We start from the raw sequence: 22,957 nt of genomic DNA, 5'->3' as shown, positions 1-22,957 counted from the left end.
TATTTTATTTAGAAAACAGCAACGATGGAGCAGCGCATGAAGGATTAAGGTTCATGGCCATCGCTTTTGCTCAAGTCTCGATTCATTCGCGTGCGAAAGGCCATAGTGCACTTGCTGCCAGCAGCTACAGAACCGCATCCAAACTTTATGATCAACGCACAGGCATTACTTACGATTACTCTAAACGCGGCGATATTGTTTTCTCAGAAATTCTTTTGCCTGATGGCAGTGCTCTTGAGTATAAAGATCGTGAATTCTTATGGAATCAGGTGGAGGGGGCTGAGAGGCGAGGCGATGCTCAGATTTGTAAGGACATTGTTTTAGCGTTACCTAAAGAGCTATCGACTGAGCACCACATCGAATTAACAAAACGCTTTGCAATGACTTATTTTGTTGAGCAAGGCTTGCCTGTGGATTTTGCGATTCATGATCATGGAGATGGCAATCCGCATGCACATATTCTGACGACTACAAGACGACTGGAACATAATAAATTTTCACATTATAAAGCACGTGATTTAAATCCTGTCTTTGCCAAGCGATTTATAGTGGAGCATGATTATTGGGGTGAGCGTTGGCGAGAATGTCAAAATAATTATTTCATAGAACATCAACTCGATTTATCAGTGGATTTAAACCACATCCTTAGTGAGAGGCATGCGGGTCGATTTCGCAATGATGCAGAGCATTATAAAGCGGAAGAAAACCAATTAATTAAATACGCACGTGCTGAGATTGCGCTTTCTAACCCTGAAGTGTTTCTTCAAAAAATAATGCAAACGCATAGCGTGTTTACGCGGCGTGATATTGAGCGTTTGGTATTTAAAACCTTTGATCATGCCCAGCATAGCAATGAGTATTTAAATTCAGTAGCCCAGACTTTGGCGCATCATAGCGTGGTTCATTTAGGTAAAAATGAGCGAGGTATTGATTCCTATACGACTCAAGAGCATTACATGAGGGAGGGGAATTTATTAAATCATGTAGAACAATTGTATACGCGATTTACTCATGTGAGTAATGCCTCACTAGATGGTTTGATTCAAGGCTATCAGTTAAACGATGAGCAAGCTGAGGCAATGAATTATATTACTAAAGGATGCGATATCAACGTATTAATTGGACGCCCTGGGGTAGGTAAAAGCTATTTATTAAAGCCGCTCAAAGAGCACTATGAGTCGATTAACTACCAAATACTAGGAACATCTTTATCAGGTAAAGTCGCAAAAGCATTACAAGCAGAAACGGGTATTCCTTCGTCTACCATCGCATCGCTTATTTATCGGTTACGTAATAACCAAATCACATTAACTAAAGATCATATCTTAGTGGTTGATGAGGCTGGAATGGTTGATGTTTCAAATATGGAATACCTTTTGGAGTCAGTAAACAAAGCTGGGGCTAAGATTATTTTAGTGGGGGATCCGGATCAGTTAAAGCCAATCAATAAAGGGGAAATTTTCAGAGGGATTGCCGCGCGAATTGGTTATATTGAATTGGAACAAATTAAAAGACAACGAGATCTGAACGATAGACAGGCAAGTCTTGCTCTGGCTCATGGGCAAGTGGCTGATGCAGTGAATCACTATTCGTCAAAAGGGGCTATTCATTTTGCTGATGAGTGTGGTGAAGCAGCAAATGCTCTTATTAATCAATGGCAGCAGAACCAAACCGCCGAATCCGTTAAAGAACACATTATTCTGGCTTTTACTAAGGCTTCAGTGGAGTTGCTTAATCTTAAAGCGCGTTCTGTGCTTCAAGAGCAAGGACTTGTTCAGAGAGAGCAGTATGAGTATCAGTCGCAAAATGGTGCGCAAAAAATACAACTGGCTTTAGGTGAGCGAATTCTGTTTCGTCAAAACCACAAGCAATTAGGCGTTCGGAATGGAGAACTGGCAACCATCATGCATATCAATGCGAATGAGTTACATGCAACGCTTGATAGCGGTGAGAAGGTCGTAATCCCTAAAACTTATGCCTTTATTGATTATGGCTATGCATTAACAGTTCACAAATCTCAAGGGATGACCATTAACCAAGCCAGTGTGTTTATTGATAGTCCTTATTGGGATAGGAATTTGGCTTTTGTTGCGATGACACGGCATAGGGACTCTTTAAATCTTTATACCAGTAAGCATCATCATTCTGATTTAAATGCGCTTATTAAAACGCTATCACGCAGTACGATTAAGGATAATGTGATTGACTGGCCTTTAGATTTTGCGATGCGCGCGGGATTTGAGCCGGATAGTCTCATTGGTAAAGCGATTAATAGTCTGACAAAAGCCGCTCATTTGATTAAAGATAAATGGAATTACATCGTGAATTATGAAGGTTATCTCAATACGCAAAAATTAAATGCTCAGAGTAAGCAGCATCAGCAAAACCGAACTCTTGGCCATAAAATGGCACAACTACTGGATGAGGCAGCCGAGTTACGAAAGCAACTTAAACGGGTTGAAAAAGAAGCCACTCTTCGAGGAGTAAAGCAATCAGAACATCCTCGTTTTGAAGCGTTGTATATGCAAAGCCTTGAGCGAGACAAGCGTGCTGCTCAAATTATGAGTGAGCAAAAGGGGCTGACTGGTATTACTAAAGGATTGGAGGCAGTTAAATCCTATGCCCAACGTTACGAACGCTATCAATCCCTAACAACTCTGGCACAAGTGCCTATGGGAGAGCGCCTCCCAGAGAATCTGGCTGAACGAGTAGCTCAAATTGATATTCACAAAGACCGCTATCACCTTAATTCTGTAGCTAAAGCTTATAATAAGTCTCCCGAGCTGCTCATCACCATAATCAAACAAGCCCAGCAACTCCAACAAGAAAAAATCTGGCAAAATCTCCGCAAGGAGTATCCGGTTTTAGCGCAGTACGAACGATTAAATACGCAATGCGCTAAAGCACAGAGCTATGCAGGCGAGCAACACCGTAAACAGTTACGTGAGACTGCCGCAGCCATTATGACGAACAAACAATTGGTGAGCTTCTTACAAAAGACTCTTCCAAAGATTGCGAAGGCGATTCACAAACATGCTGTGTCTTTGAAGGAGCAGGGGCATTCTCTTTAAAAAATGATACTCGACCTGACAATTGGCTCATCTTAACTTTAGGTTTTTCATTATCTATGTATTGACCTAAATAATGATTGGCTAGAGAAAGGGATAAAGCCACAATGGCAAAAATTAAAGGGGTTACTGGATTGCTAACCAGAGCTAATGATAATGAAGGTAAGACAAATGATTTAAAGATGAACAGTGATAGTGATAATGACAACACTGTGATATTAAGTATTAGCTTTTTATATTGGTAGTTATACAGGGCTGTGGCATGAGCTTCGGCCTTATTAAGTTCAAGTGCACGGGCTTCAGACATCGTATGGTTGGTTAATTGGCCTTTAAATGACTGTTTAAATTCTTCCAGTTTCGACAATTCAAGCCAGCCTCTAAGAATAAACATGCCTAACTCAAGCACTGAAAAGGCACAGTTGGTTTTTAAATAAGAAACAGGCAAAAAGGCAGTTGTAAGGCTATGCGTATCGATAAATAATTCAAACCATGAATCTGATAGGGCGTGCATGACTCCATCCCACGATGGGGATTCGTTGCATAAAGGTGTGACCACTGAAGCAAGGTTCATCAATAACCTCACGCTATGAAGAAGAATTCCTAGATATTGCATCACCACGCGTAAGGAATTCAGTATCACATCCCTCACAGCCCAATGTCCATCTGCGAGTAAGGGCAAGGCATGAGTGATGAGCACACGACACCGTGCGATTAAAATACGCGGCCAAATGGATTGAGACATCACTTTACGAAAGTGATGTTCAATCCACCATTTTCTTTGTTTAGGTTGTAGGTGTTTTACGTAATTGTAGGTTAATGAGTTGATAAAGTGTTCTGGTTTGAGTACTTCATTCTCATCTTCCTCCCCATCGTGCGTTCCATGCAGCGAATCAAGCAACCATTCATCCATATCAGGTTGCCGGGGTGTTTTTTTCATTTAGGTTTCTAATGCCTCCAAAAAGGATGAATTAACGGTTATGGGTCGAATAAAGGGATAATGCTGAATTGCCTGCATAGGCACTGCTACTACGTTATAAGTCTGTTGTTTCATGAACGGGTCTTGATACCAAATGAATTGCCTTGCTTTTACTGGTGGATGTCCGGTGCGCATAATCAGTATTTGATGCTCTGGCAAACGCATCACCTCATCGGGGCGCAGTAGAGGAATAGCCTGATAATTGTAACTTTTAGATTCAGAATAACCATGATGTTGGGTGCTTGAAGAACCTGCTGCGACTCGAACCGTGCGGGTTCCCAGTAATTTACTGACGTATTCTGCATCTTGAATGTCTTCAGTTGCAAAGGCGATTTTAGTTTTGATGTTGGTAAAAGCTTTGGCTTCATCTTGGGAGTATTGCTCGTAGGTTTGTGCGATGTATTGCATCATCAAGACACAGCGTACACGGTATTCACGAAGTAATTTCAGCGAGCGTCTTAGTCGTTCAATTCGTCCTAAAGAGGAGAATTCATCAATCAGGCATAATAACGGATAAGGCTCTTTTATTGGATCAGGGATTTCTTTAATCATCACTGAAATGAGTTGTTGCCAAAATAAGGTAAGTAAAGGCGAGAGTCGCTCCATATCATCGTCAGTAAACCCCACATAAATAGTCATGGGTGTGCTGCGAAGAGTACGCAAATCGAAGTCAGAATGTCGGGTTGCTGCATCAATAGTCGGGTCGTCAAATAATTCAAAATAACCTGAAAATGTTTCCAAAATAGAGCTTCTGGTTTTTTCATGATTATTCAGGTAGGAATAGCCGTTGCGGTAAAATTCTGGATCGAGATGCTCTGTTTCTTCCAGTTGCAATGCAAGCCAATCATCAAATCCTGCTTGTTTGATGAGACGGTTAATTTCACCTAAGGTGGTGGGGCGCTCTGGTGTATCGAGTAAGTATAGAACAGCTACTTTAAATAGTTTTCGTGAGGCTTGCTGCCAAATAGGGTCAGCTTTTTTATTATCTGGAATTAAAATGTGTGCTATTCGCTGAATATCTGTAAGACGCTGGACTTTATCACTAGAGATTAAGGATAAAGGATTATAAGCATGAGTTAATCGTGTTTCGTTAGCGGGTGCCCAGCAATAACATTTTTGACCTAATACTTGCTGCCTATAGCCAGAGGTTGCTTTAAACAAGGTGAGTTTCACGTCATTACAGACTACCGAGTAGGGGTAATTAAACAGATTAGGTATACCAATACTACGTGTTTTACCGCTACCTGTTGGCGCAAATACTAAAACATGCTCAAAGCCATTTGAATAAAGAGGTGCTCCGTATTTTTTACCAATAATGATGCTTTGCTCCTCAGATTTAAAAAACGAGGCTTTATTGACTTCAATACCATTGGCGAAGTGGGCATTACCTAGTACTTTATTTTCCGGTCTGAATCGTTGAAATAAAAAAAGGGTCAGTGCGATGAGGCTAACCAGAAAGACACCGCCTTCAGTTTTTAAAAAATCCAGCCAGAGCGTGTTCTCTTGGTGGCGTTGCCATGCTAAATTCAAAAGCCCTGACAGGGGCTGTAACTCATTAAGGTAAAACCAGCTAAAAACACAGTATCCTAGTAAAAACAGTCCGAGACTAAGGACTAAGCCAATCGCGCTTATGGATGCCAAATAGCGATATAGCCCTTTGGTGAGATAACCAATACAACACAGTGCCATTGAGGCACTAAGACATAAGGCAATACCTAACTCACCTAGAAAGCCATGATGAATTAAATCGGGTATCACCCAAGGAGTAGCAAAGGCGAATACTCCCGTCAGAACTAAAGCGGTTTGACTCGTTATCTGGGCTATGATGATGAAAATGAGTAGGAATGCTACTTTTTGATTATGCGTGTTTATAATACACCTCCACTAAACGTCTGCCTGAGGCTGTTTTTTGTAGTTGCACTACGATGTCTATTGCTTCATGAAGTACTGCGTAAATGTCGGCCTCTAGCATCCCAGCAACTTGATTTAATTTATACAGTTGCGCCATGCGCATGAAAGCAACCTTGGGATTGTTCGCATGAATGGTGGCTATGGAACCGCTATGTCCTGTGGAGCAGGCGGAAACAAAATCAAAAATCTCTTTGCCTCTGATTTCTCCCATGATAATGCGATCAGGTCTTAGCCTTAAGGTGGCTTGCACTAAATCTTGCATGCTTAAACGTGGTGTTGCGTCACCTGTTTGCTTTAATGCTTTGAGTCTTACTTGATTGGGATGGGGGCTGTCTATTTCATAGGTGTCTTCAAGGGTAATAAGCCGCTCATCCAAAGGAATTTCGCTTAAGCAACTGTTTAAGAAGGTGGTTTTTCCTGAGGAGGTTCCTCCTGAAATAATGATATTTTTTTTATGGATAATGGCTTCACGAATAAACTCAGGCCAATTTTTAGTTCCATATAACCCTCGAAGGCAATGCTCTTCATAGGTCTGTATGGACTCATCCAAGCCCACTCCTTGTGCATGAGAGAAAAAGCCTTGCTCGTTGTATTCACTAAAGCGTACCTGTTTTAAAGTAAATTTTCGTATTGACAGTGTTTCATAAAGAGAGGCAGGTGGAATCACCAATTGCACCCGCGAGCCATCTTTTAAGTTACCAGACAGAAGGGGCGAACTGTCTGATAGGGTCTGTTTGTTTTCATTAGCAATTAACGCAAATAAACGGCGTAGATAGGAGGTGGTAAGAACAGGCACATCAAACCGCTCTAAAACTCCGGCACGCTCTATATAAACCTCTTGAGGTTTATTCACTAAGACCTCAGAAACCTGAGTATCGCTTAAGAACTCATAGAGGGGCGCTAAAAGCCCGGTTGACCCGGGCGAATACTGTGCTTTGGGTGCATTCATATTAATGAGTTCCTGCAACACGGTAAAAATCCAAATCGTGGGCAACAAAGATTTTAATCTCAGCCCCTTGATTGGTTTGTAGGGTGGTATTTTGTTGCATGTCTTGTTGCAATGTTTGATTCGCTGCTTGTTGGAAAGAGCCTGCAACATTCATGCGGTACTGTGACATGGAGTTATATTCATCCTGCCCATTAACGCCGCCTGTTGCGGAAAAAGCGCCTAAGACAGAGAGCAAAGCCCCACTACCAAAACGCTCAAAGAAATGGCGGTCAACGTAATCCGCAGCTACTCCTGAGCGCCCTATAGCATCACTTCCCGGGCTGTTTAAGGTAACTTTAACCCCATCAGTGAGTTGGATTTGATTCCAGACGATAAAGATACGGCGTTGTCCTTGGGTAATGGCCGTATTAAATTGGCCAATAACTGACGAGCCTTTGGGAAGTAATAAGCGATGACCGGATAAGGAATAAATATTTTGGGTTGTGATGGCTTTGACCATGCCCGCTAACTCTGCGTTAATGGCTGTTTCCAAGTTTGCCGGAATCATTTCTCCAGCAGGGACTGTCCAGTTGGGATGTGGCAAACGCTTGGCAAAGACGGTGGTAATGTCGCTTTGCTGATTTAAAAACTGGGAGTTCGCATCCTTTCCTGTTAAGGTCTTGGTTTGCTCTTTAGAGCTTTTTGCGGAACTGGTTGAGGATTCAGTACCATTGGTATTAAAAAAGGTAGACGGTGCATTCATTCTAGCTAAGGTTTCTTTGGATACCGTAGTTTGATGAGTGCTGCGAAGTTTTGGTGGGTAATTGGGGTTGCCTCCTTGATAGCCGCTTTGCGATTTATTTTGTTCTTTTAATGAAGCGATTAACTCAAGATTTTGGTTCAACGCATACGCTGAGTTTTGCTTTTCTCGTTCCTCTAAGGCTTCAGAACTATGTGATTTAGGCAAAAAGCCGCTTAAGGCAATTGCAGCGCACAGCGCAATCATACCAATCCATAAAATTCTATCCTTCCATTTCGTATGACTTTCTTTTTTAGCCACTTTAATTCTGTTGCCTACACCCTCAGGCGTTTGGTTATCTGGTGTCATTGGGGTCTCCTGTTTGCAGCAATTCGATTAATTTCTTGAGCATTAAATACGGAAGTAGTGAGTCGTCCTTGGCGAAGGGTAAATTGAGGGGCTAGGCGATGGACTACGATGTACTTTCCTTCTCGGCGGGTATTGACGGTGGTCTCTTTCCCATTGGCATTATCTACAGCAAAAATTGCAGGAACCGCACCATTTGTCGTGAGTTCAAAATAAGTAAACTGGCCATCATCAAAGACATGTTTAGGTACTAGCTGGGGACTGCCACTAAAGCGATAAGCTGAGTTCACTACTTTGGGTTGTGGTGGTGTGGCGGCTTTGTGTGTATTAATTGTAGGCCGTGGTTTTACCTCAGGATAAACGAATTTTAAGGCATAGGTTTGTTCGTGTGTTGGCTCTAGCTGTTTATTGCTCTTTAAATGAAAGTAATAAGCATGCTTATTGGTAATTACCGTCATGTTGGTATTGGAATCAAAAGATGTAGGCTTTATGAACACGATGTTGCCCAGTTCGGGGTGGTGCGTGACCATCCATGCAGTGGTATCACCGCCCTCAATGTCCAGTACTTCTTCTTTCTCTGCAAATTGAATTTGAGTAGTTGTGAAGGGGACTCCATCAACGGGTACTACATCGTTATCACGATAGATGACTTGTTTCATGCGTATATCTTGAGGCATGGGTTTGGGATTGTTTTGTGCATAAAGGCTTGTCATAGGAAGAAGACAAGCCAAACCGATTGCTAATTTATTCATGCGTGAGCCTCCGCTGCTCTGAGTTGTTTGCTGTAACGGGTCACTTCAAAGCCATCCCAATTTTGCCAACGGGCTTCGGGCGATGTGGGTGGGGCGGTGTAGTGCCATGAAATCATTGCGTTGTACTGTGTTGATGTGGACTTGCCACTCATCTTGTCGGTATCCACTAGACTGAATACCACTTCTGCAAGCGCATGATGGTCTTTGTGCAGGTCTTCTTCATTCGCTAAAAGGGAATCAAGGAAATTAATGCTGTAGATTTTCACTTCACGTTTCATCTGATTTCCCAATACATGAATGGGTGAGGACTTATTAGATACCTCATGTTCATTAACGTATTCCTTGGTAACCGTGTTATTGGATAGCAAGTGAATTAATTCAAATTGCGCACGATAACTGGAGACATCAAAAGACTCACGGGTCTGGATGTAACGCGCAATGTCGCTGCGGACTTGGTCTTGGTTCATTGGCGTGTGTTTGTTGGCTACCGCATCCACTGTTAGTACCCCATTATCATAATGGTGTATTAACAGCGGTATTAATGTTTGGTACTGGCTCAGTGCAGCAACGGCGATTAATGCCATGACATTCAGGGTCATCGAGGCTAAAAAGGCGATCTGATAACGCTTGCGCGATTGATCCACCCGTCCAAAAGTATCATCAGCCCAGGTTCTTGCGTGGTTAAAATAACGTGTTAACGATGGTTTTTGGTTCATTAAGCACCTCTTCGTAAGTTCTTATGGAGTTGTTTGAATAAATTGGTCGCTGCATGGGTTGTTTGCTTTCCTCCCTGAATAAGAGACGATGCACCGGAGCTGGTTCCTTTGCTTGCTTTATTCATGGCCTTTTTGGCAAGACTTCCAGCGCCTAAGCTGCCGGCAATTAAACCGCCCATCATTGCAGCCCCACTTGAAGTGCATACCGAGCCGCCAATGCTTTTGCCTATATTGACCGCTTGAAGAATACCCATCACACACAAACAGGCCACTATGAAAATAGGTATCCAAATGGCTGCTGTCACGGGGTTATCATTGGTTGTAAAGGAGGAGGTTACCCAATGCAGTAAATGAACACAGAGGCCGACCACACTGGACACGAGAATAAGCACAAACGAAAAACCAGCCAGTACGCCAAGCCAGCGTTCGAAAAAAGATTTAGTTTGATCAAAGAGGGTGAACAAAATGAATAATGGCGCGGTGCATAGAAGAACGGCCATCATGAGTTTCGCAATCACAATTTCAATAAAAGCTAAGCCCACCGTAATACTGCCTGATAAAAACACCATCATCCCAGCAAAATAGGGTGTGAGCTTTCTTAGAGAACCTGCTTCAAATAAATCGCAACCTAACATGGATATTTCATTTAAGACATTTTGTAATCCTTGGTTGATGGAATTGCCTAAGCCCTGTTTGTGAATGGCAAGCATCAGCTTGGTTGCAATCGTTTCACTGCCACTAATAAATAAATCGCAGGCATAAGATGAAAAAAAGTCCCAATTCATAGCAAACAAATAAATGAGGCCTACCCGAATGCTAAAGCGAAACAGTTCCTGTTGGGGTTGCTCAATCAAGCCACGTGCCACCGCATATCCCTTAAGGATAATGTAGAGCACAATCATTGAGGCTAATGGGGCTTGCAGCAGCGATGACAGAGCACGATAGCCATCAAAAACAAACGTACGGGTTATGGAATCAAGCTCATGAGCTAATTGAATCATAAAATTGTTATACGTTGTGGTACTCATCAGTGTTTCCCACTAATAAAATGAGGTTCATGAGTTGCCGCATATTCGGCATAATCTTCTGCAAGTGATGCAAATACAGCATGGTCGGTTAAATCATTGACGCTTAGGTGTTCAAAGCCTGCTGCATGTTGTTCTTTGGCAAAGGATGTCATTGCCTGATAGAGCGCATCACATGAAAACTCAGGGCTTTTTTTACCGTCCATACACTCCAAATAGGCATAGCCATAAGAATCTTTTTGTATCGGGATATGAAGGCGTTTTTCAGCATTGGCAGACGCATTAAGTAGAAACTTAAGCGAATCTTCTTTTGAGTGAGTGGTTAATGGGTTTTTATGTTGGCATGCGCATAGGATAAGAACTCCCAGCAACGACAAACTTTTCAGTAAATTCTTCATTATTTACTCTCCTGTAAGGAGGCTTCATTAATCGGATATTGCGGACAATAGCGGCCAAACTGAACGCAGGGGGCATCTAAATCAGGTGGTGTTGATGAACAGCCATTCAGCATACCTAGTAACAACACGCTAAAAATCCATTTCATAGTCATCATTCACTCCTTATTTATTGGGTAATCGGTTAAAACGTGCGATCTCGGCTCTATCTTGTAAGCCTGCTAAACTGTCTTGTGCTGCTTGTTGGCTCATCAGGGCTTGCAAGCGCAAGCTCATCAGTTGAATAAAACCAATTTCAGTGAGCAGTCGGGAATTTAAATCAATGGCACCTTTAGTATTGGATGAGTGCTCAATCTGTTTGGACAGCTTATGAAGCGCTTCCATGTGTTTATTGATTTCGTTGTAGCTTTCTGTGGTTTGCACGAGGACTGCGCGATTGACGGCTTTATCTTCCTTAAAGCGTGCTGCTTGAGCAGGGGAGGTATTCGCTTTAAAGTTCGTCTCATCTAGGGCTGGGTGGTTTTTTTCATAAGCCTCAACCAGTTCTTTATAGCGAGAAGAGTTACCACCAGATAAGTTTTGTAAAGCATCTTGCCACGTGCTGACTGGCGATTGCCAACTTTGCAAGCTGTCTAATCCATTATTAAGATCACCAAAACCATAATGTCCTGAATTCATGGATTTTAATTGATTTAAGTTCTCCACTTGGGCTTGAGTACTTTCATAGGTATCACGCAAGATTCGGTATTGTTCTTGCAGTTCATTGAGTTGCTTTAATGACAGTGCAATCATTTGCGCATCTTCCACTCCTAATAAATCGGCGTGACTTATTGGTGATAAGGCTAAGAGCATTGAAAATAAGAGGGCTTTTTTATTCATAAGGCACTCCGTTCAAAAAAGGAGGGCAACCATGCTTTCGGCTCTGTGCCTAGTTCATTCATCAACTCATCAAGTAACATCACTGATCGGGTATTGCCTGAAAGCACGCGAATGAAGTCACTTAATTCACTCAAATCAAGACGACATAACATGGACTCATGTTCTTGCTTGTAAAGAAACAGCCGCGATTCAGGCGTGCTTTCTCTGATGGCTTCAAATTCGGATTCAGTCAGTTTTAACGCATCAATGTAGGTTTCTTTCTCGGCACGTGGGTTAGGAAATACAACCAAGGTTGCCAAGTTATCCAATACGATATGGCGAATGGGTGAGTTGATTATGCTTTGTGGCGATTGGGTATCAAAAATAAAATGACCGTTCTTTTTTCGAATAGTGGGTAACCATTCACGCAGTGTTTTTTCCCAGAAAGGGGATGCGAGCAATTGCCATGCTTCGGCCAGTACAAATGAGGTGAGACGGCCATCAAGGCATTGGCGCATGCGGTGTAATAAATATAAGTATACTGGTGTTGCGATTAATTGCGGGGTGCTGTCCATCAGGAAGGTGACATCAAAGCCCACTTTATCAAACTCAAGATTTAATGCATCCGATTCATTATCAAATAGCCAGTGATACTCTCCATCAATCCGCGTGTCATCTTGTTTTAGCCACCTCTTAAGGTGTGGCCAACGAGGGAAATCAATCGGTAAATATTGACCAACTATGCTTAGTGTTCTGTATTCGGGGGCTAGCTGTTCATATGCATAGTCAATGCACTCATTAATCGTTTCACCGAAGAGGCTGGGAATCATTTGTTCGTGCTCTTCTAAAAGCAGGGTAGCAAACCATGACTTCAAAAAGGAGCGATTCTCTGGTGTGTCGGGTAGTTGCAAGGGATTCATCGCAACAGGCTGGGAAGGTGCTATTTTAATGTAGCGACTGTTCCCTGAAGCTAGGATGTATATCTTGGAGGATTCATCTCTATCCAGAAAAAAGCTGCGCCCACCAAAACGCCCCATTTGCGCATCTAAAAAATTAACTAATGTTGTTTTTCCGGCATTATTACCGCCGAATACTGCTGCATGGCCTTTAGACGGGTTGGTGCGTGAACCACGTGCATGATAATTAAAATACACAGGTGTTTTGGAGGGCGATTCAAGCAGAGTGACTGCACTACCCAAAAAGTTGTCATGTGAATAGCCTGATTGGGTGTTATGAAGTGAACAAAAGCCTGCAAAGTTTTCTGAGGTAATGAGTGAGGCTCGGGCAATAAAATGAGGGTTACAGGGGATTTGACTCCAAAAGGCAGGTTCTTGGCCTAAGGTTTCTTTGACCACTACAATGCCACTGCTGGCATAACGCTTAGTTGCTTCCAGTATCAAGTCGTCCAACTGCTCTTGATTGGGTGCAAGAAGCATTAAGGTGTGATGATGAGCACCGAGTAAAATCGTTTCACTGGCAATGCCATCTTCTAACTCAGTTAATGCGTTCATTTGGCTGAGTGCTTTGTCTTCGGCGTTAATTAACTTAGAGCGCTTTTTAGTAATCTTATCTAAGGCATTATCACGCCCAATAGGGGCAAAGGTATGGGTGGAAATAAATTCACAGTCAAGTGAGAGTAAATTATCCAATAAGATACTCACGGTATCGGTCGGGTATTTCTTTAAAGACAATAACGCACCAAAGGTAGATTCATTTAAGGTATTCCCTTGAAATTGGACGTACTCGCCAAACAACAGTTGGTAACGGCTTAAATACTGCCCCAGATGACCTTCTGGATAGAGAGTTTCTTTCTTAAAGGTACTGGAAATGGTATTGGCTATAGGCGGGTTGTACTGTGGTTGTGGGTAGGGCAAGGATTGTCTTGCATTGACTACCAAACTCAAGAACTCTAATAGTTCGCTAAATCCCTTCTCTTCATCCTTATCACCTAGACGGCGTGCACCGAAGGAGGATAAGTTAGCTTGCAATTGGCTTACGGCATTATTGAGTGTGGCGCAATTTTTTTCTCGCTGTAAGTGCTTAAGTTCAGTGCTTACCTGACCAATGCCTTTGAACCATTCAATCCAAGAACCTGTTTTACTCGAATCATCCCCTTTTAATACTACGGTGAGATACAAGGTATTTTCATAGGCTTTGCTATGAGCAAAACGTTGGTGGTAACGTTCATTGAGCGCTTGGGCAAACTCAGATTGAAACTCACCTGTGAGTACACGAGATGCTTTATGCCTATGAGTTGTAATATAGACAATAAAACGTGAATCCAAACCGATTAATGCTTGATGCAGTAAAAAGAGTTGGTGATTTAATAGTTCCGGCTCTGCCACTTCAAAAGAAATACCGTGCACTCGCAATACTGAACCAATTAAACCCGATTGAGATTCAAAAATACTGGGTGAATTTAAATGGGTGATAGGAAAATTATCGGAAACTTTCGCTTCAAGCGTTACGGGTTTTACTATTTTAAAACGGTTCATAAGCGCGCACCTTCCACAGAGTTTTATTTGGGGCGTGAGGCAATAAATAGCATTTGGCACAAATCGTAAAAAAATGAATGTCGTAACGGCATACCAACCAGCCAAAAACATGCAAGGGTATAAAAATAAGACCGTAGAGTGGGGATATGCCTATAAAGGCACACATTGAAACCATCAGGTTGAGGATGTGGTATTCAAAGGTGACGCCTAGGGTCATTGCAGGTCTTGTCAGGGCATTAAAAAGTGGGCTGCTTTTTAGTGAATTCATCTAAGTACTCCTTTAACCAATAAAGGTATTGTACAAGGTGGAACCACCAAAAATGATGCCTAATCCCACTAGAATCATTGAGAAATACTCTTTGGGAAATCGTTGCCGATACAAACATAAGTAACCTGCTATGATGATGCACAGTACTCCGACAGAGCGTGCAAGCCCTCCTTGTAGATAACGGGCAGCTCTATCGATAATGCTTTCAATACTCTTCGCATGTGATGTTGCGGGTAGAAGGGCGCATATCATTGTCCAGTAGGCCAGTGACACGCTATTTTGTACTTTTTGGCGTTTGTTCATCGGGTACTCCTTGTTAAAGAAGCCAGTTTTTCTTGCGCCAGATTTTGGGAAAAGACTTCTTCTCGCGCGATATCAATGTGCAGTGGGGCATCGATACCAATGCTAATGACATCATCCTCTATTTTGATGACCTTCATCTGTATGCGACCTTTATCCATAAAAATCTGCTGTCCTGCCTTTCTGGTTAATACCAACATATTGCTCTCCTTTTTTAGGCTAAAAGTTCCATACAGCGTTTTACGTTCTTGTTGACTATTTCCACTTGCGCTCGTGTATCAACTGGAGCCACTCTAAACTGCTTTCGTTTGTTAATTTGTTTGCAGTAACCGATCATTTGCGGTAATGATGGGGGCATTTCATAGTGATCCCGGCAGCCAATAATGGCTTCCTGCACTACTGCATCAGTAAACCCGGTTAAGCCCTCCAGCCATTCTTTCTTAGCAAACTTCAAAAACTGCTCATCTTTAAACTGGCTTCGCCAAATATGCCCGTAGAAGGCCGCGAATTTTGAGAACAATAAGTCAATACGTTTTTGTTCCTTACTGGTATCGCTGGAATGAGATGACATTGTCTGCTCTTGATTCTTCTTCATCACAGGGAGGGCAGAACAAGTCTGCTCCGGTGTTATTTGGCCTAGTATTTTTTTCATGCTTTGCATGAGTGTTCTCCTGTAATGCGTCCATAAATAATTCGTCCTCCCAACTGCGCTTGGCTAACCAATTGGCGGGATATTTCCAAGGAGGTACCCATGAGCCTTGTGCTTTAAGTTGGTTTCTGTGTTGAAGTTGCTGCTGTAATGCAAGCATGATTTGCTGAAATAGCTCTGTACTCGGGTTAAGTTGTTCAAATGCAGCTTGAGCGTTGTTCTTGGATTTCTTCTCGGGGTACAACGACCAAAATTGTTCGAATTGGGATAATAAATAAATATAATAATTATCTTTATATAGAGGTATGGCGGCTTTTGATGGGGTCACTATGTCGCCTTTTTCAGCTTCAACTCCGGAAAAGCCAGTGTTTAATTGATCTGTAACGGGTGGCTTTATGGTGGCTTTCTGTGGCGGGTTTATGGCGGCTTTATTTTGAGCAGAATAATGCGGTGAAGCTAAAAGGCATTTTAAAATTAAATGCATTCCTTCAGATTGCACTTCTACTAGCCCAGCTCGAACCAATCCTGAAACCGCACGACGGACTTGATCACGGGAAAAACTCTGGCTTTTTATGCCTTGATGCGGCTCAACATACAGTTGCTCAGAAATAGACTGATGACTGATGCCTCTTTTGATTCCGACTATTCCGGTTTTAACGTCCATATAAGGTCGTATCCCTCTTAAATAAGTCAGTTGCTGGATATGGGGCAACCCACTCATTGCCTCTAACTCATCACCATTAATCACAAAATCCATCATGGGTAATATCCCTACTCATCCTCGTTATTATTTCCATATTGTGATATCTTTATAAAAACATAAGATTTATATTCACTAAATGTGAATATATAGACTAATTTATATCACATAATGTGATATTGCAATAGTGATTCTCAATTTTTAGGGGTAAACTTGACTGAGCTAAATATCAAAAAGGAAATTGGCAAACGTATTCTTGAGGCACGGAAGGCTAAAGGCTTAACGTTAAAGACTCTTGGCGAGCTTGCTGGGGGGTTGAAACAAACGCGCTTGACGAATTGGGAGCAGGGTGTGCGTACTCCGGGTCCGGAAGAGATTAAATCGCTTGCGCAGGCGTTGGATGTTTCACCTGCTTATTTGATGTGTTTGTCGGATAACCAGCTTCTCAAGGAAGCAAAAAATCCTAGTCAGTTAATACCGCTTTTGGATTATCAGCAAGCTTGCGAGGCTAATTTGCATACTGGTGCGGAGACATCTGGCGATAAGGTTTTTATTGCTGTGAGTACGGCTTTACAACCAGAATTAAGCACGGCTGCATTTGCCTTGAAAATAACAGATGACAGTATGATACCTGAAATTAGAATCAACGATGTACTAGTGATTGATCCTCTGGTTTTGCCAGAACCGGGTGATTTTGTGGCTGTTAAAATTACTGGTAAGCCAGAAACAATCATCTGCCAGTATAAAAAATTATCTTATACCTCAGCAGAATTTGAGCTGTTAACACTAAATGATAATTGGCCAAATATTAAGGTAAGTGATGGTATTGAAGTTAAGATTGTAGGTGTTCTAGTTCAGAATCTTAGATGTTATAAATCTCCATCAAAGTTAAGTCATAAGATATAAATTAGCAGTTTTATCGAGATAATGTTTTACCCGCTTCCAGTTGGGGCTAACCTGACTTAATAAACGATAAAACTTATCGCTGTGATTATGTTCAGAGTGGTGGCATAGCTCATGGAGTATCACGTAATCAATACATGCTGTCGGCGCTTTAATGAGATGAGTATTAAGCATTATTTTCCTATTAACCCCACAGCTACCCCATCGGGAACGCATAGCTCTTATACTTATCGTGGGACGTTCTTTTATCCAAGGGACAGTCAATATAAGTTGATCCAATCTCTTGCTAAAAAACTCAAAAGCTTTCTGCTTATACCAATCTAACAAAAGTTGGCGTCTATGCTCTATACTCCTTGCTGCAATAATTTGAAGTTGACCGCGTACTAATTTGACTTGCGGTTTGGCTTTTGAATCATCAATCACTTTGAGCAAATATTTTTTACCCAGATAGTAATGACTTTCGCCGCTTAAATATTGTCGAGGAGTAATATAATCTTGCTGAGATTTGAATACACGTAATTTGTTATACACCCATTTTGCGCGTTTATTTACAGCCACAATAATTTCATCATGAGTTGCTGATGGAGGTGCAAAAACAATAACCTGACAATCAGGTTTGACTTTAATTGTGATGCTATGGCCTTCTTGTCTTTTGGGTCGAAGCTCAAAAGGAATTTTATCTATCCCGAATGTAATATAGGATGTGTCTGTAGACATCGATTATCCTTAATCATATTGAAATTAAACCCACACGAACAATTTGAATAATTTGTTCAATAATGTTTTTTGCATGTTCCATTCCAAAACCTAAATCTTTGCACGCTTTGAAAATAATAGGTAATAATTTTTTTCGAATGTCTGCTTCTGTATTTTGTTGATTCAAGGAATGTTCCGCAATTGAAACATTAATTAGTTCATCCACAGTAAAGGCAAGATCAATCCATTTTTTTTGTTCTTCTTCTGTGAGAGTTGCAAAAGAAACAGGAAGTTGAAGCTTGAATACTCCATAATAAGCTTGCGCATGGTGATTATCAGAAAAATCTGCTGGAATTTCCTTTAGTTTTCTGTTCAGCACATCATGTTCAAATTCTTGAAATAGTAAATATTGTTTTAATGGATGTTCAAATAGTTCGTCTGCCTCTTTTATGGCTATTTTTAAAAGTTCTGAAAATGTTTCTTGCGCATAGGGATCATCTCTTAAATCCTGTTCTATCATTTTAGCTATGCGTGTTTTTATGATATCTGTTTCGTTTCTTGTTTTTTCTTCATTCCATTCTTCGGGTCGCTCTTGACGTCCCATTTTGCCAACTTCATATACACCTTCTGGCTCTTTAATTTGCACACCAACAACATGTTTATCCATGAGTTTTTTTACAAGCTCGGCGTATTTATCATATATAATGATTTCACCTGCATCGAGTTTGGCAATTTGGCGCAGGCTGGTGAATTGTTTTAATGTCTCTTTATAGTGAGTACGTTGGGCATCGGTAATACTTTTGTCATCAAAAAAGCTATCAGACTGTAAGGCAACTTTGAGACAATTCGCAAACTCACTCAGTGCATCATAGAAATCCTCTCGAACTTTCAGGTTTGTATCGACGAGGTCTCCATCAACTTCTTGTATTTTGGGGATAAGTACTTGCCTTAGTTGTTCAAAATCGCCTTTGTTTTTAACTTCTTTGAAGATTTTCCATAATGCATCATAGAGCAGGGGAAGACGTTTATATTCACTAGACATTTGGTGATATAAACCATCTAGATCGGTAATGTCATAACCTTGTTGTGTTCTGGATGCTAAATCCTGATATTTGGCAATAGTAGTATCAAGCTCTTTAAGGATTCCTCTATAATCAATCAATAATCCAAATTTTTTCTTTTCATGTAATCGGTTAACACGAGCTATAGCCTGAATTAAATTATGCTCTTTTAGCTGCTTATCGATATAGAGCACCGTATTTCGCGGTTCATCAAAACCAGTAAGCAGCTTATCAACAACAATAATTATTTTTAAATCTTCATCATTGGCAAAACGCTCTATAACCTGTCGTGTATATTCACGTTCCTCTTGATTGCCAACATTGTCTTTCCACCATTTCGTTACTTCTGGGATTTTAGATTCATCAACTTCAGTATTTCCTTCCCTTGTATCTGGCGGGGACATCACAACAGCCGATTCAAATAAGCCCACATCATCTAAATATTTTTTATAGCGAATCGCAGATAGCTTGCTATCGCAAGCAAGCTGTCCTTTTAAGCCCTCATCAATATTTTTTACAAAATGATGCGCTATATCCAGAGCAACAAGCTCAATTCGGTTTTCTGAGCGATAAATTTCGCCTTTCTTTGCATATTTTTTCTTTAAATCAGCCCGTTGTTCATCAGAAAGTTCCTCAGTTATTCGTTCAAACCAAGAGTCAATTGCACGGTCATTGACCATGAGTTCAGGACGTCTTTCTTCGTATAAAAGCGGTGTTACCATTTTATCTTCTACTGCACGCTGCATGGTATAAGCGTGGATGATAGACCCAAATTTATTCGTTGTTTTATCTTCTTTAAGCAAGGGCGTACCTGTAAAGGCAATGAAGGCAGCATTAGGCAAGGCCTGTTTCATGCGAATATAATTTTCCCCTCCTTGTGAGCGGTGGCCTTCGTCCACTAAAACGACAATATCACGACTTAAATTTTTGCATTGTGGCAGCTTGGCCGCGGTATTAAATTTTTGAATGAGAGAAAAAATAACACGTTCAGTGCCTTTGCTGATTTGCTCCGCCAGCCGCCTGCCGGATGTGGCTTTTGCATTTGAAAATTCTGTTTTTCCAGAAAACTCACCACCAGAATGAAAGGTATTAGATAGTTGTCTTTCCAGATCGACCCGATCAGTGACGACAACGATGCGACATTGTTTCAAACTGTCATGCAAAATGAGTGCACGTGATAAAAAGACCATCGTTAGGGATTTACCTGAGCCAGTGGTATGCCATATTACGCCACCTTCTCGACCACAATCAGGGGTATGTGTGTTAATTCGTTCAATTAGCCGCTGGATACCAAAGAACTGTTGATAACGTGCAACGATTTTCCCTGCTTTCTTGTCAAACAACATGAAATAACGAGTCATATCGAGTAATCGTTGGGGTGATAATAAACTGATAAGAAGTTTATCTTGTCCTGTTACAGCTAATTGTCCTTGCGAAATGAGTTTTTCAAACCAAACTCTATTGGTTGCTCGCCGATGGTTAAAAAAGCCGTCTATTTGTTGAGAGGTAAGTGCTAAATTTTTAATTTGATTAAATTGATTCTCGTTTATATCTTCGTCTCGCCAAGTCGCCCAAAATTTTGCATCTGTTCCTTGTGTTCCATATAAACCGTCAACACCATTAATGGATAATAAAAGTTGGCTATAGGCGAATAACTGAGGGATTTCGCTTAAACGCTGGTTACGTAGATGTTGTGATATTCCTTCTTCAATCGTTGGGCCTTTCTTTCCATCAGGACGCTTCGCTTCGATGACCGCGAGTGGTATGCCATTCACGAAGCAAACAATATCAGGACAACGGGTTTGCACACCACCAGCACCCAAAATAGAATATTCCTCTGTAAATAAAAAACTATTATTTTGGATATCATGCCAATCAATCAGCGGAATAGTCGGATTTATTTTTTTACCACCAACAAATTCAGTGACAGTAATGCCATATAAGATGTGGTTATATATCCGCTCATTTGCTTTGGTTAATCCCTCATTTAATGCGGGTGTACTAATTTCTGCAACAATGGCATCAATCGATTTATCAGATAGCGGATACTCTTTTCCTGCATATATAAAACGGCGTTTTCGTAATACATCATATAACGCAGCTTTTAAGACTACTTCACTGGGTTTATTCTCACGTAAAGTTAATGCTTGCTCTGGAGATAGAAAAGTCCAACCTAAATTGTTGAGAACAACCAGCGCAGGTATTTTTGCGCTGTATTCTTCTTGAAAACGAGGTAATTGGGTCATAGTTGCCCCTTATTTTTTAACCAGTCCCTTCCTTTCTCTGTGATAGCATAAGCTTGATTTGGATGATTTCGTACCTCTGGATGGGTATACGTTATCAAACCTTCTTCACACATAGGTACAAGTTGTTTCGTTTTTAAAGCACTCGCGTTTCTATTAAGAATAGTCGCCATTTGATCTGCAGAATACGAGTGATGTAGGCATAACTTCAAAATGATGGGCTTTATCTGACGAGACTTTGGAGTCAAGCGCTCAATTGCCTCTCGCAAAGCATCCGGTAAGTGGCTGCTATTTCCATCGAGGTCACTACCATTTCGATTGAGGTCATTACCATTTGCCATGAGGTTACTATCATTTCTATTGAGCTCATCTCTATTTTGATGCTCAGAAGGATGATAGCTCATCAGCAAATGGGTTGGTTTATAATAAGTATTACGTCCACTTCCACCTTTTTCAATCAAATGGTATTGTTGCCAGAGGCGACCAAGTACTTTACTTGCTGCCAGCGTATCTAAGTCTGTAATTGCCCGCAGAGCCCCATTGTCTATGGCACCCACCTCTCTAATTAAGACCAACGCTTTGGCTTCATCGGAACTTAAATTCAAGTCTCTAAACTGCTTTAACCAAAGCAACTGCTCTTCATTCATCAGTTGATGGAGTAAAAAGGTTGCTTTAAAGTAGTTATTTTGTCTATTCGATAATAATATAGGCTTAGTTAAACCCGCATCGTTTAGTAAACGCTGCATCGTACGAAACCCGGTTCCTTTCGTTTCTGCAAAATCCAAGTCATATAAAACATGAGAAAGGATTGGGTTTCTTAACTCAGAGCCGGTATCATCATATTCGTCCAAAGACTTCAAAGAATAACCTGCATTTCGGATCTCAAGCCGATTGCTATAGCGCACAACGATTGTTGGCTGGTGGACATGGTAATCTCGATGCATCACTGCGTTCACAATCGCCTCGCGAATCACTTTTTGAGGCAAGAAAGGCTGATCAGAGCGTTGTAGCTGTCCTTCTTCTAAACGAAAATAGCGAGGCATATCATCTAAAATCACATTTTCAAGTTTAGGGATAAGGGTTAATAATGGTTCTCGCAGATCAAGAGAGTACTGAAAACGTTGGTCTGGATCTTCTACCCATTCAGTGCCTGCAACTCGAACATAATCTACACGCACAGCGGGTAATAATCCGCGTAAAGAAAGTGTTTTCCCAAATAAAAGTAACCCGGAAATATTGGGGATATACTCGCCGCCATGTTTTTTAACAACACGTAAAGCCCGCAGTAATCCTAGATCATCAGTTTGCAATTCCTCGGCATTAGGCCGAACTTTTGCACGTAATTTTCTATACAGGGCGATAGCATTTTCATCTAAATCATCGAGAGAGGTATCCGGTAAAATAATTTGTTCATAACTAGAGCCAGCCTTCGCTATTAAAATAGGCTCTAGCTCTTTTTCAGTGCATTCATAATCACCGTTTGCGCCGCGTCGCCAGACGCCTGTTTTACGCTTGTTATGTTTATCAGGTTTTCCAATAAAACGGCATGGTTTTGCGTTAGGCTCAAGTTCATGTGCAAAAACACCAATCACTGATTTGCCATCAAATTTTTCGTGCTTACATTCAATGCGGATGGGATGTTCAAATTGTGTTCGGCAATTATTTTGTAGTTCACCTAATAACTTGTCGATATTTTCAACACCACTAACCCAAAATGTGCTATGTTCAGAATCTGGTTCAACAATACCGAGAAGCAGCCACCCTCCACCTAAACCAGGTTCGTTCGCAAAAGCACAAATGGTTTGCATCACCGAAGGCCCAATTTCACTGGCGCGTTTAGCTTCGATACGTTGATGCTCATCTAGTTGAATGAGTTCGTTTAAAATTAGTTCAACTGTCCATGTCATG

At 41.3% G+C, this 22,957-nt stretch carries 21 protein-coding genes; 2 read left to right on the top strand and 19 right to left on the bottom strand.

Features of this window, described 5'->3' with window-relative positions; genetic code table 11:
- Nucleotides 1–53: 53 nt before the first annotated feature.
- Nucleotides 54–3,071 carry a Ti-type conjugative transfer relaxase TraA gene (gene traA, locus HBNCFIEN_RS15465; RefSeq protein WP_182391947.1) on the top strand — a complete coding sequence of 1,006 codons (3,018 nt, stop codon included), beginning with the start codon at nt 54–56 and terminating at the stop codon, nt 3,069–3,071.
- On the opposite strand, the gene HBNCFIEN_RS15460 is transcribed toward traA, so the two are convergent.
- The 16 genes from HBNCFIEN_RS15460 to HBNCFIEN_RS15385 form a co-directional block, all read right to left on the bottom strand.
- Nucleotides 2,962–4,005, bottom strand: coding sequence for a hypothetical protein (locus HBNCFIEN_RS15460; protein ID WP_182391946.1), 1,044 nt, complete (start codon nt 4,003–4,005; stop codon nt 2,962–2,964). The genes traA and HBNCFIEN_RS15460 overlap by 110 nt on opposite strands.
- Nucleotides 4,006–5,802, bottom strand: a complete 1,797-nt coding sequence (locus tag HBNCFIEN_RS15455; RefSeq protein ID WP_255464263.1) for a type IV secretory system conjugative DNA transfer family protein — start codon at nt 5,800–5,802, stop codon at nt 4,006–4,008.
- 100 nt (nt 5,803–5,902) lie between these two features.
- Complete coding sequence (virB11, locus tag HBNCFIEN_RS15450) at nt 5,903–6,904, bottom strand: P-type DNA transfer ATPase VirB11 (protein WP_182391945.1); 1,002 nt, start codon at nt 6,902–6,904, stop codon at nt 5,903–5,905.
- Nucleotide 6,905: 1 nt separating this feature from the next.
- Nucleotides 6,906–7,991 (bottom strand): TrbI/VirB10 family protein, encoded by a 1,086-nt coding sequence (locus HBNCFIEN_RS15445; RefSeq protein ID WP_182391944.1) that lies wholly within the window; start codon nt 7,989–7,991, stop codon nt 6,906–6,908.
- A complete protein-coding gene (gene virB9 / locus HBNCFIEN_RS15440; protein WP_182391943.1) occupies nt 7,988–8,740 on the bottom strand; it encodes a P-type conjugative transfer protein VirB9 in 753 nt (250 codons plus the stop codon). The genes HBNCFIEN_RS15445 and virB9 overlap by 4 nt, the downstream gene beginning before the upstream one ends.
- Complete coding sequence (locus HBNCFIEN_RS15435) at nt 8,737–9,456, bottom strand: virB8 family protein (protein WP_182391942.1); 720 nt, start codon at nt 9,454–9,456, stop codon at nt 8,737–8,739. Before HBNCFIEN_RS15435 ends, virB9 begins: the two co-directional genes overlap by 4 nt.
- Nucleotides 9,456–10,484, bottom strand: a complete 1,029-nt coding sequence (locus HBNCFIEN_RS15430) for a type IV secretion system protein (protein WP_182391941.1) — start codon at nt 10,482–10,484, stop codon at nt 9,456–9,458. Before HBNCFIEN_RS15430 ends, HBNCFIEN_RS15435 begins: the two co-directional genes overlap by 1 nt.
- The gene (lvrD, locus tag HBNCFIEN_RS15425) at nt 10,484–10,879 is read right to left on the bottom strand and encodes a T4SS-associated protein LvrD (protein ID WP_182391940.1); all 396 of its coding nucleotides are present in this window, start codon (nt 10,877–10,879) and stop codon (nt 10,484–10,486) included. Before lvrD ends, HBNCFIEN_RS15430 begins: the two co-directional genes overlap by 1 nt.
- Entirely contained in the window at nt 10,879–11,025 is a 147-nt protein-coding gene (gene lvhB7, locus HBNCFIEN_RS15420) for a T4SS-associated protein LvhB7 (RefSeq protein WP_182391939.1), read from the bottom strand. Before lvhB7 ends, lvrD begins: the two co-directional genes overlap by 1 nt.
- Before the next feature lie 16 nt (nt 11,026–11,041).
- Entirely contained in the window at nt 11,042–11,755 is a 714-nt protein-coding gene (locus HBNCFIEN_RS15415; RefSeq protein WP_182391938.1) for a type IV secretion system protein, read from the bottom strand.
- Entirely contained in the window at nt 11,752–14,229 is a 2,478-nt protein-coding gene (locus HBNCFIEN_RS15410) for a VirB4 family type IV secretion/conjugal transfer ATPase (protein WP_182391937.1), read from the bottom strand. The genes HBNCFIEN_RS15415 and HBNCFIEN_RS15410 overlap by 4 nt, the downstream gene beginning before the upstream one ends.
- Nucleotides 14,216–14,497, bottom strand: coding sequence for a type IV secretion system protein VirB3 (locus tag HBNCFIEN_RS15405; RefSeq protein ID WP_182391936.1), 282 nt, complete (start codon nt 14,495–14,497; stop codon nt 14,216–14,218). The genes HBNCFIEN_RS15410 and HBNCFIEN_RS15405 overlap by 14 nt, the downstream gene beginning before the upstream one ends.
- A gap of 12 nt (nt 14,498–14,509) precedes the next feature.
- Nucleotides 14,510–14,800, bottom strand: a complete 291-nt coding sequence (locus HBNCFIEN_RS15400; RefSeq protein WP_182391935.1) for a TrbC/VirB2 family protein — start codon at nt 14,798–14,800, stop codon at nt 14,510–14,512.
- The gene (locus HBNCFIEN_RS15395; RefSeq protein ID WP_182391934.1) at nt 14,797–14,997 is read right to left on the bottom strand and encodes a carbon storage regulator; all 201 of its coding nucleotides are present in this window, start codon (nt 14,995–14,997) and stop codon (nt 14,797–14,799) included. Before HBNCFIEN_RS15395 ends, HBNCFIEN_RS15400 begins: the two co-directional genes overlap by 4 nt.
- A 14-nt stretch (nt 14,998–15,011) precedes the next feature.
- Nucleotides 15,012–15,368, bottom strand: coding sequence for a Vir protein (locus HBNCFIEN_RS15390; protein WP_182391933.1), 357 nt, complete (start codon nt 15,366–15,368; stop codon nt 15,012–15,014).
- Nucleotides 15,340–16,206, bottom strand: a complete 867-nt coding sequence (locus HBNCFIEN_RS15385; RefSeq protein WP_182391932.1) for a hypothetical protein — start codon at nt 16,204–16,206, stop codon at nt 15,340–15,342. The genes HBNCFIEN_RS15390 and HBNCFIEN_RS15385 overlap by 29 nt, the downstream gene beginning before the upstream one ends.
- 153 nt (nt 16,207–16,359) lie before the next feature.
- On the opposite strand from HBNCFIEN_RS15385, the gene HBNCFIEN_RS15380 reads away from it, so the two are divergent.
- Nucleotides 16,360–17,052, top strand: coding sequence for a LexA family transcriptional regulator (locus HBNCFIEN_RS15380; RefSeq protein ID WP_182391931.1), 693 nt, complete (start codon nt 16,360–16,362; stop codon nt 17,050–17,052).
- Here the strand turns inward: HBNCFIEN_RS15380 and HBNCFIEN_RS15375 are convergent.
- From HBNCFIEN_RS15375 to HBNCFIEN_RS15365, 3 genes are read right to left on the bottom strand one after another with little or no spacing between them, the layout of a single operon-like run.
- Nucleotides 17,035–17,766: a M48 family metallopeptidase gene (locus HBNCFIEN_RS15375; protein ID WP_182391930.1), complete on the bottom strand. Its 732-nt coding sequence runs from the start codon at nt 17,764–17,766 to the stop codon at nt 17,035–17,037. The genes HBNCFIEN_RS15380 and HBNCFIEN_RS15375 overlap by 18 nt on opposite strands.
- Before the next feature lie 13 nt (nt 17,767–17,779).
- Complete coding sequence (locus HBNCFIEN_RS15370; protein ID WP_182391929.1) at nt 17,780–21,052, bottom strand: type I restriction endonuclease subunit R; 3,273 nt, start codon at nt 21,050–21,052, stop codon at nt 17,780–17,782.
- Complete coding sequence (locus tag HBNCFIEN_RS15365) at nt 21,049–22,956, bottom strand: ATP-binding protein (RefSeq protein ID WP_182391928.1); 1,908 nt, start codon at nt 22,954–22,956, stop codon at nt 21,049–21,051. The genes HBNCFIEN_RS15370 and HBNCFIEN_RS15365 overlap by 4 nt, the downstream gene beginning before the upstream one ends.
- Nucleotide 22,957 lies beyond the last annotated feature (1 nt).

This window comes from Legionella sp. PC997 (assembly GCF_014109825.1).
GTDB lineage: Bacteria > Pseudomonadota > Gammaproteobacteria > Legionellales > Legionellaceae > Legionella.
This window is presented reverse-complemented; position numbering and strand designations above follow the sequence as displayed.

Excerpts from the sequence above, each read along its gene's own strand:
- HBNCFIEN_RS15395 (WP_182391934.1), bottom strand. The coding sequence starts at position 14,997 with ATGTTGGTATTAACCAGAAAGGCAGGACAGCAGATTTTTATGGATAAA.
- HBNCFIEN_RS15410 (WP_182391937.1), bottom strand. The coding sequence starts at position 14,229 with ATGAACCGTTTTAAAATAGTAAAACCCGTAACGCTTGAAGCGAAAGTT.
- HBNCFIEN_RS15385 (WP_182391932.1), bottom strand. The coding sequence starts at position 16,206 with ATGATGGATTTTGTGATTAATGGTGATGAGTTAGAGGCAATGAGTGGG.
- HBNCFIEN_RS15390 (WP_182391933.1), bottom strand. The coding sequence starts at position 15,368 with ATGTCATCTCATTCCAGCGATACCAGTAAGGAACAAAAACGTATTGAC.
- HBNCFIEN_RS15445 (WP_182391944.1), bottom strand. The coding sequence starts at position 7,991 with ATGACACCAGATAACCAAACGCCTGAGGGTGTAGGCAACAGAATTAAA.
- virB9 (WP_182391943.1), bottom strand. The coding sequence starts at position 8,740 with ATGAATAAATTAGCAATCGGTTTGGCTTGTCTTCTTCCTATGACAAGC.
- HBNCFIEN_RS15405 (WP_182391936.1), bottom strand. The coding sequence starts at position 14,497 with ATGAATTCACTAAAAAGCAGCCCACTTTTTAATGCCCTGACAAGACCT.
- virB11 (WP_182391945.1), bottom strand. The coding sequence starts at position 6,904 with ATGAATGCACCCAAAGCACAGTATTCGCCCGGGTCAACCGGGCTTTTA.
- HBNCFIEN_RS15365 (WP_182391928.1), bottom strand. The coding sequence starts at position 22,956 with ATGACATGGACAGTTGAACTAATTTTAAACGAACTCATTCAACTAGAT.
- HBNCFIEN_RS15460 (WP_182391946.1), bottom strand. The coding sequence starts at position 4,005 with ATGAAAAAAACACCCCGGCAACCTGATATGGATGAATGGTTGCTTGAT.
- lvrD (WP_182391940.1), bottom strand. The coding sequence starts at position 10,879 with ATGAAGAATTTACTGAAAAGTTTGTCGTTGCTGGGAGTTCTTATCCTA.
- HBNCFIEN_RS15400 (WP_182391935.1), bottom strand. The coding sequence starts at position 14,800 with ATGAACAAACGCCAAAAAGTACAAAATAGCGTGTCACTGGCCTACTGG.
- HBNCFIEN_RS15415 (WP_182391938.1), bottom strand. The coding sequence starts at position 11,755 with ATGAATAAAAAAGCCCTCTTATTTTCAATGCTCTTAGCCTTATCACCA.
- HBNCFIEN_RS15430 (WP_182391941.1), bottom strand. The coding sequence starts at position 10,484 with ATGAGTACCACAACGTATAACAATTTTATGATTCAATTAGCTCATGAG.
- traA (WP_182391947.1), top strand. The coding sequence starts at position 54 with ATGGCCATCGCTTTTGCTCAAGTCTCGATTCATTCGCGTGCGAAAGGC.
- HBNCFIEN_RS15370 (WP_182391929.1), bottom strand. The coding sequence starts at position 21,052 with ATGACCCAATTACCTCGTTTTCAAGAAGAATACAGCGCAAAAATACCT.
- lvhB7 (WP_182391939.1), bottom strand. The coding sequence starts at position 11,025 with ATGAAATGGATTTTTAGCGTGTTGTTACTAGGTATGCTGAATGGCTGT.
- HBNCFIEN_RS15375 (WP_182391930.1), bottom strand. The coding sequence starts at position 17,766 with ATGTCTACAGACACATCCTATATTACATTCGGGATAGATAAAATTCCT.
- HBNCFIEN_RS15435 (WP_182391942.1), bottom strand. The coding sequence starts at position 9,456 with ATGAACCAAAAACCATCGTTAACACGTTATTTTAACCACGCAAGAACC.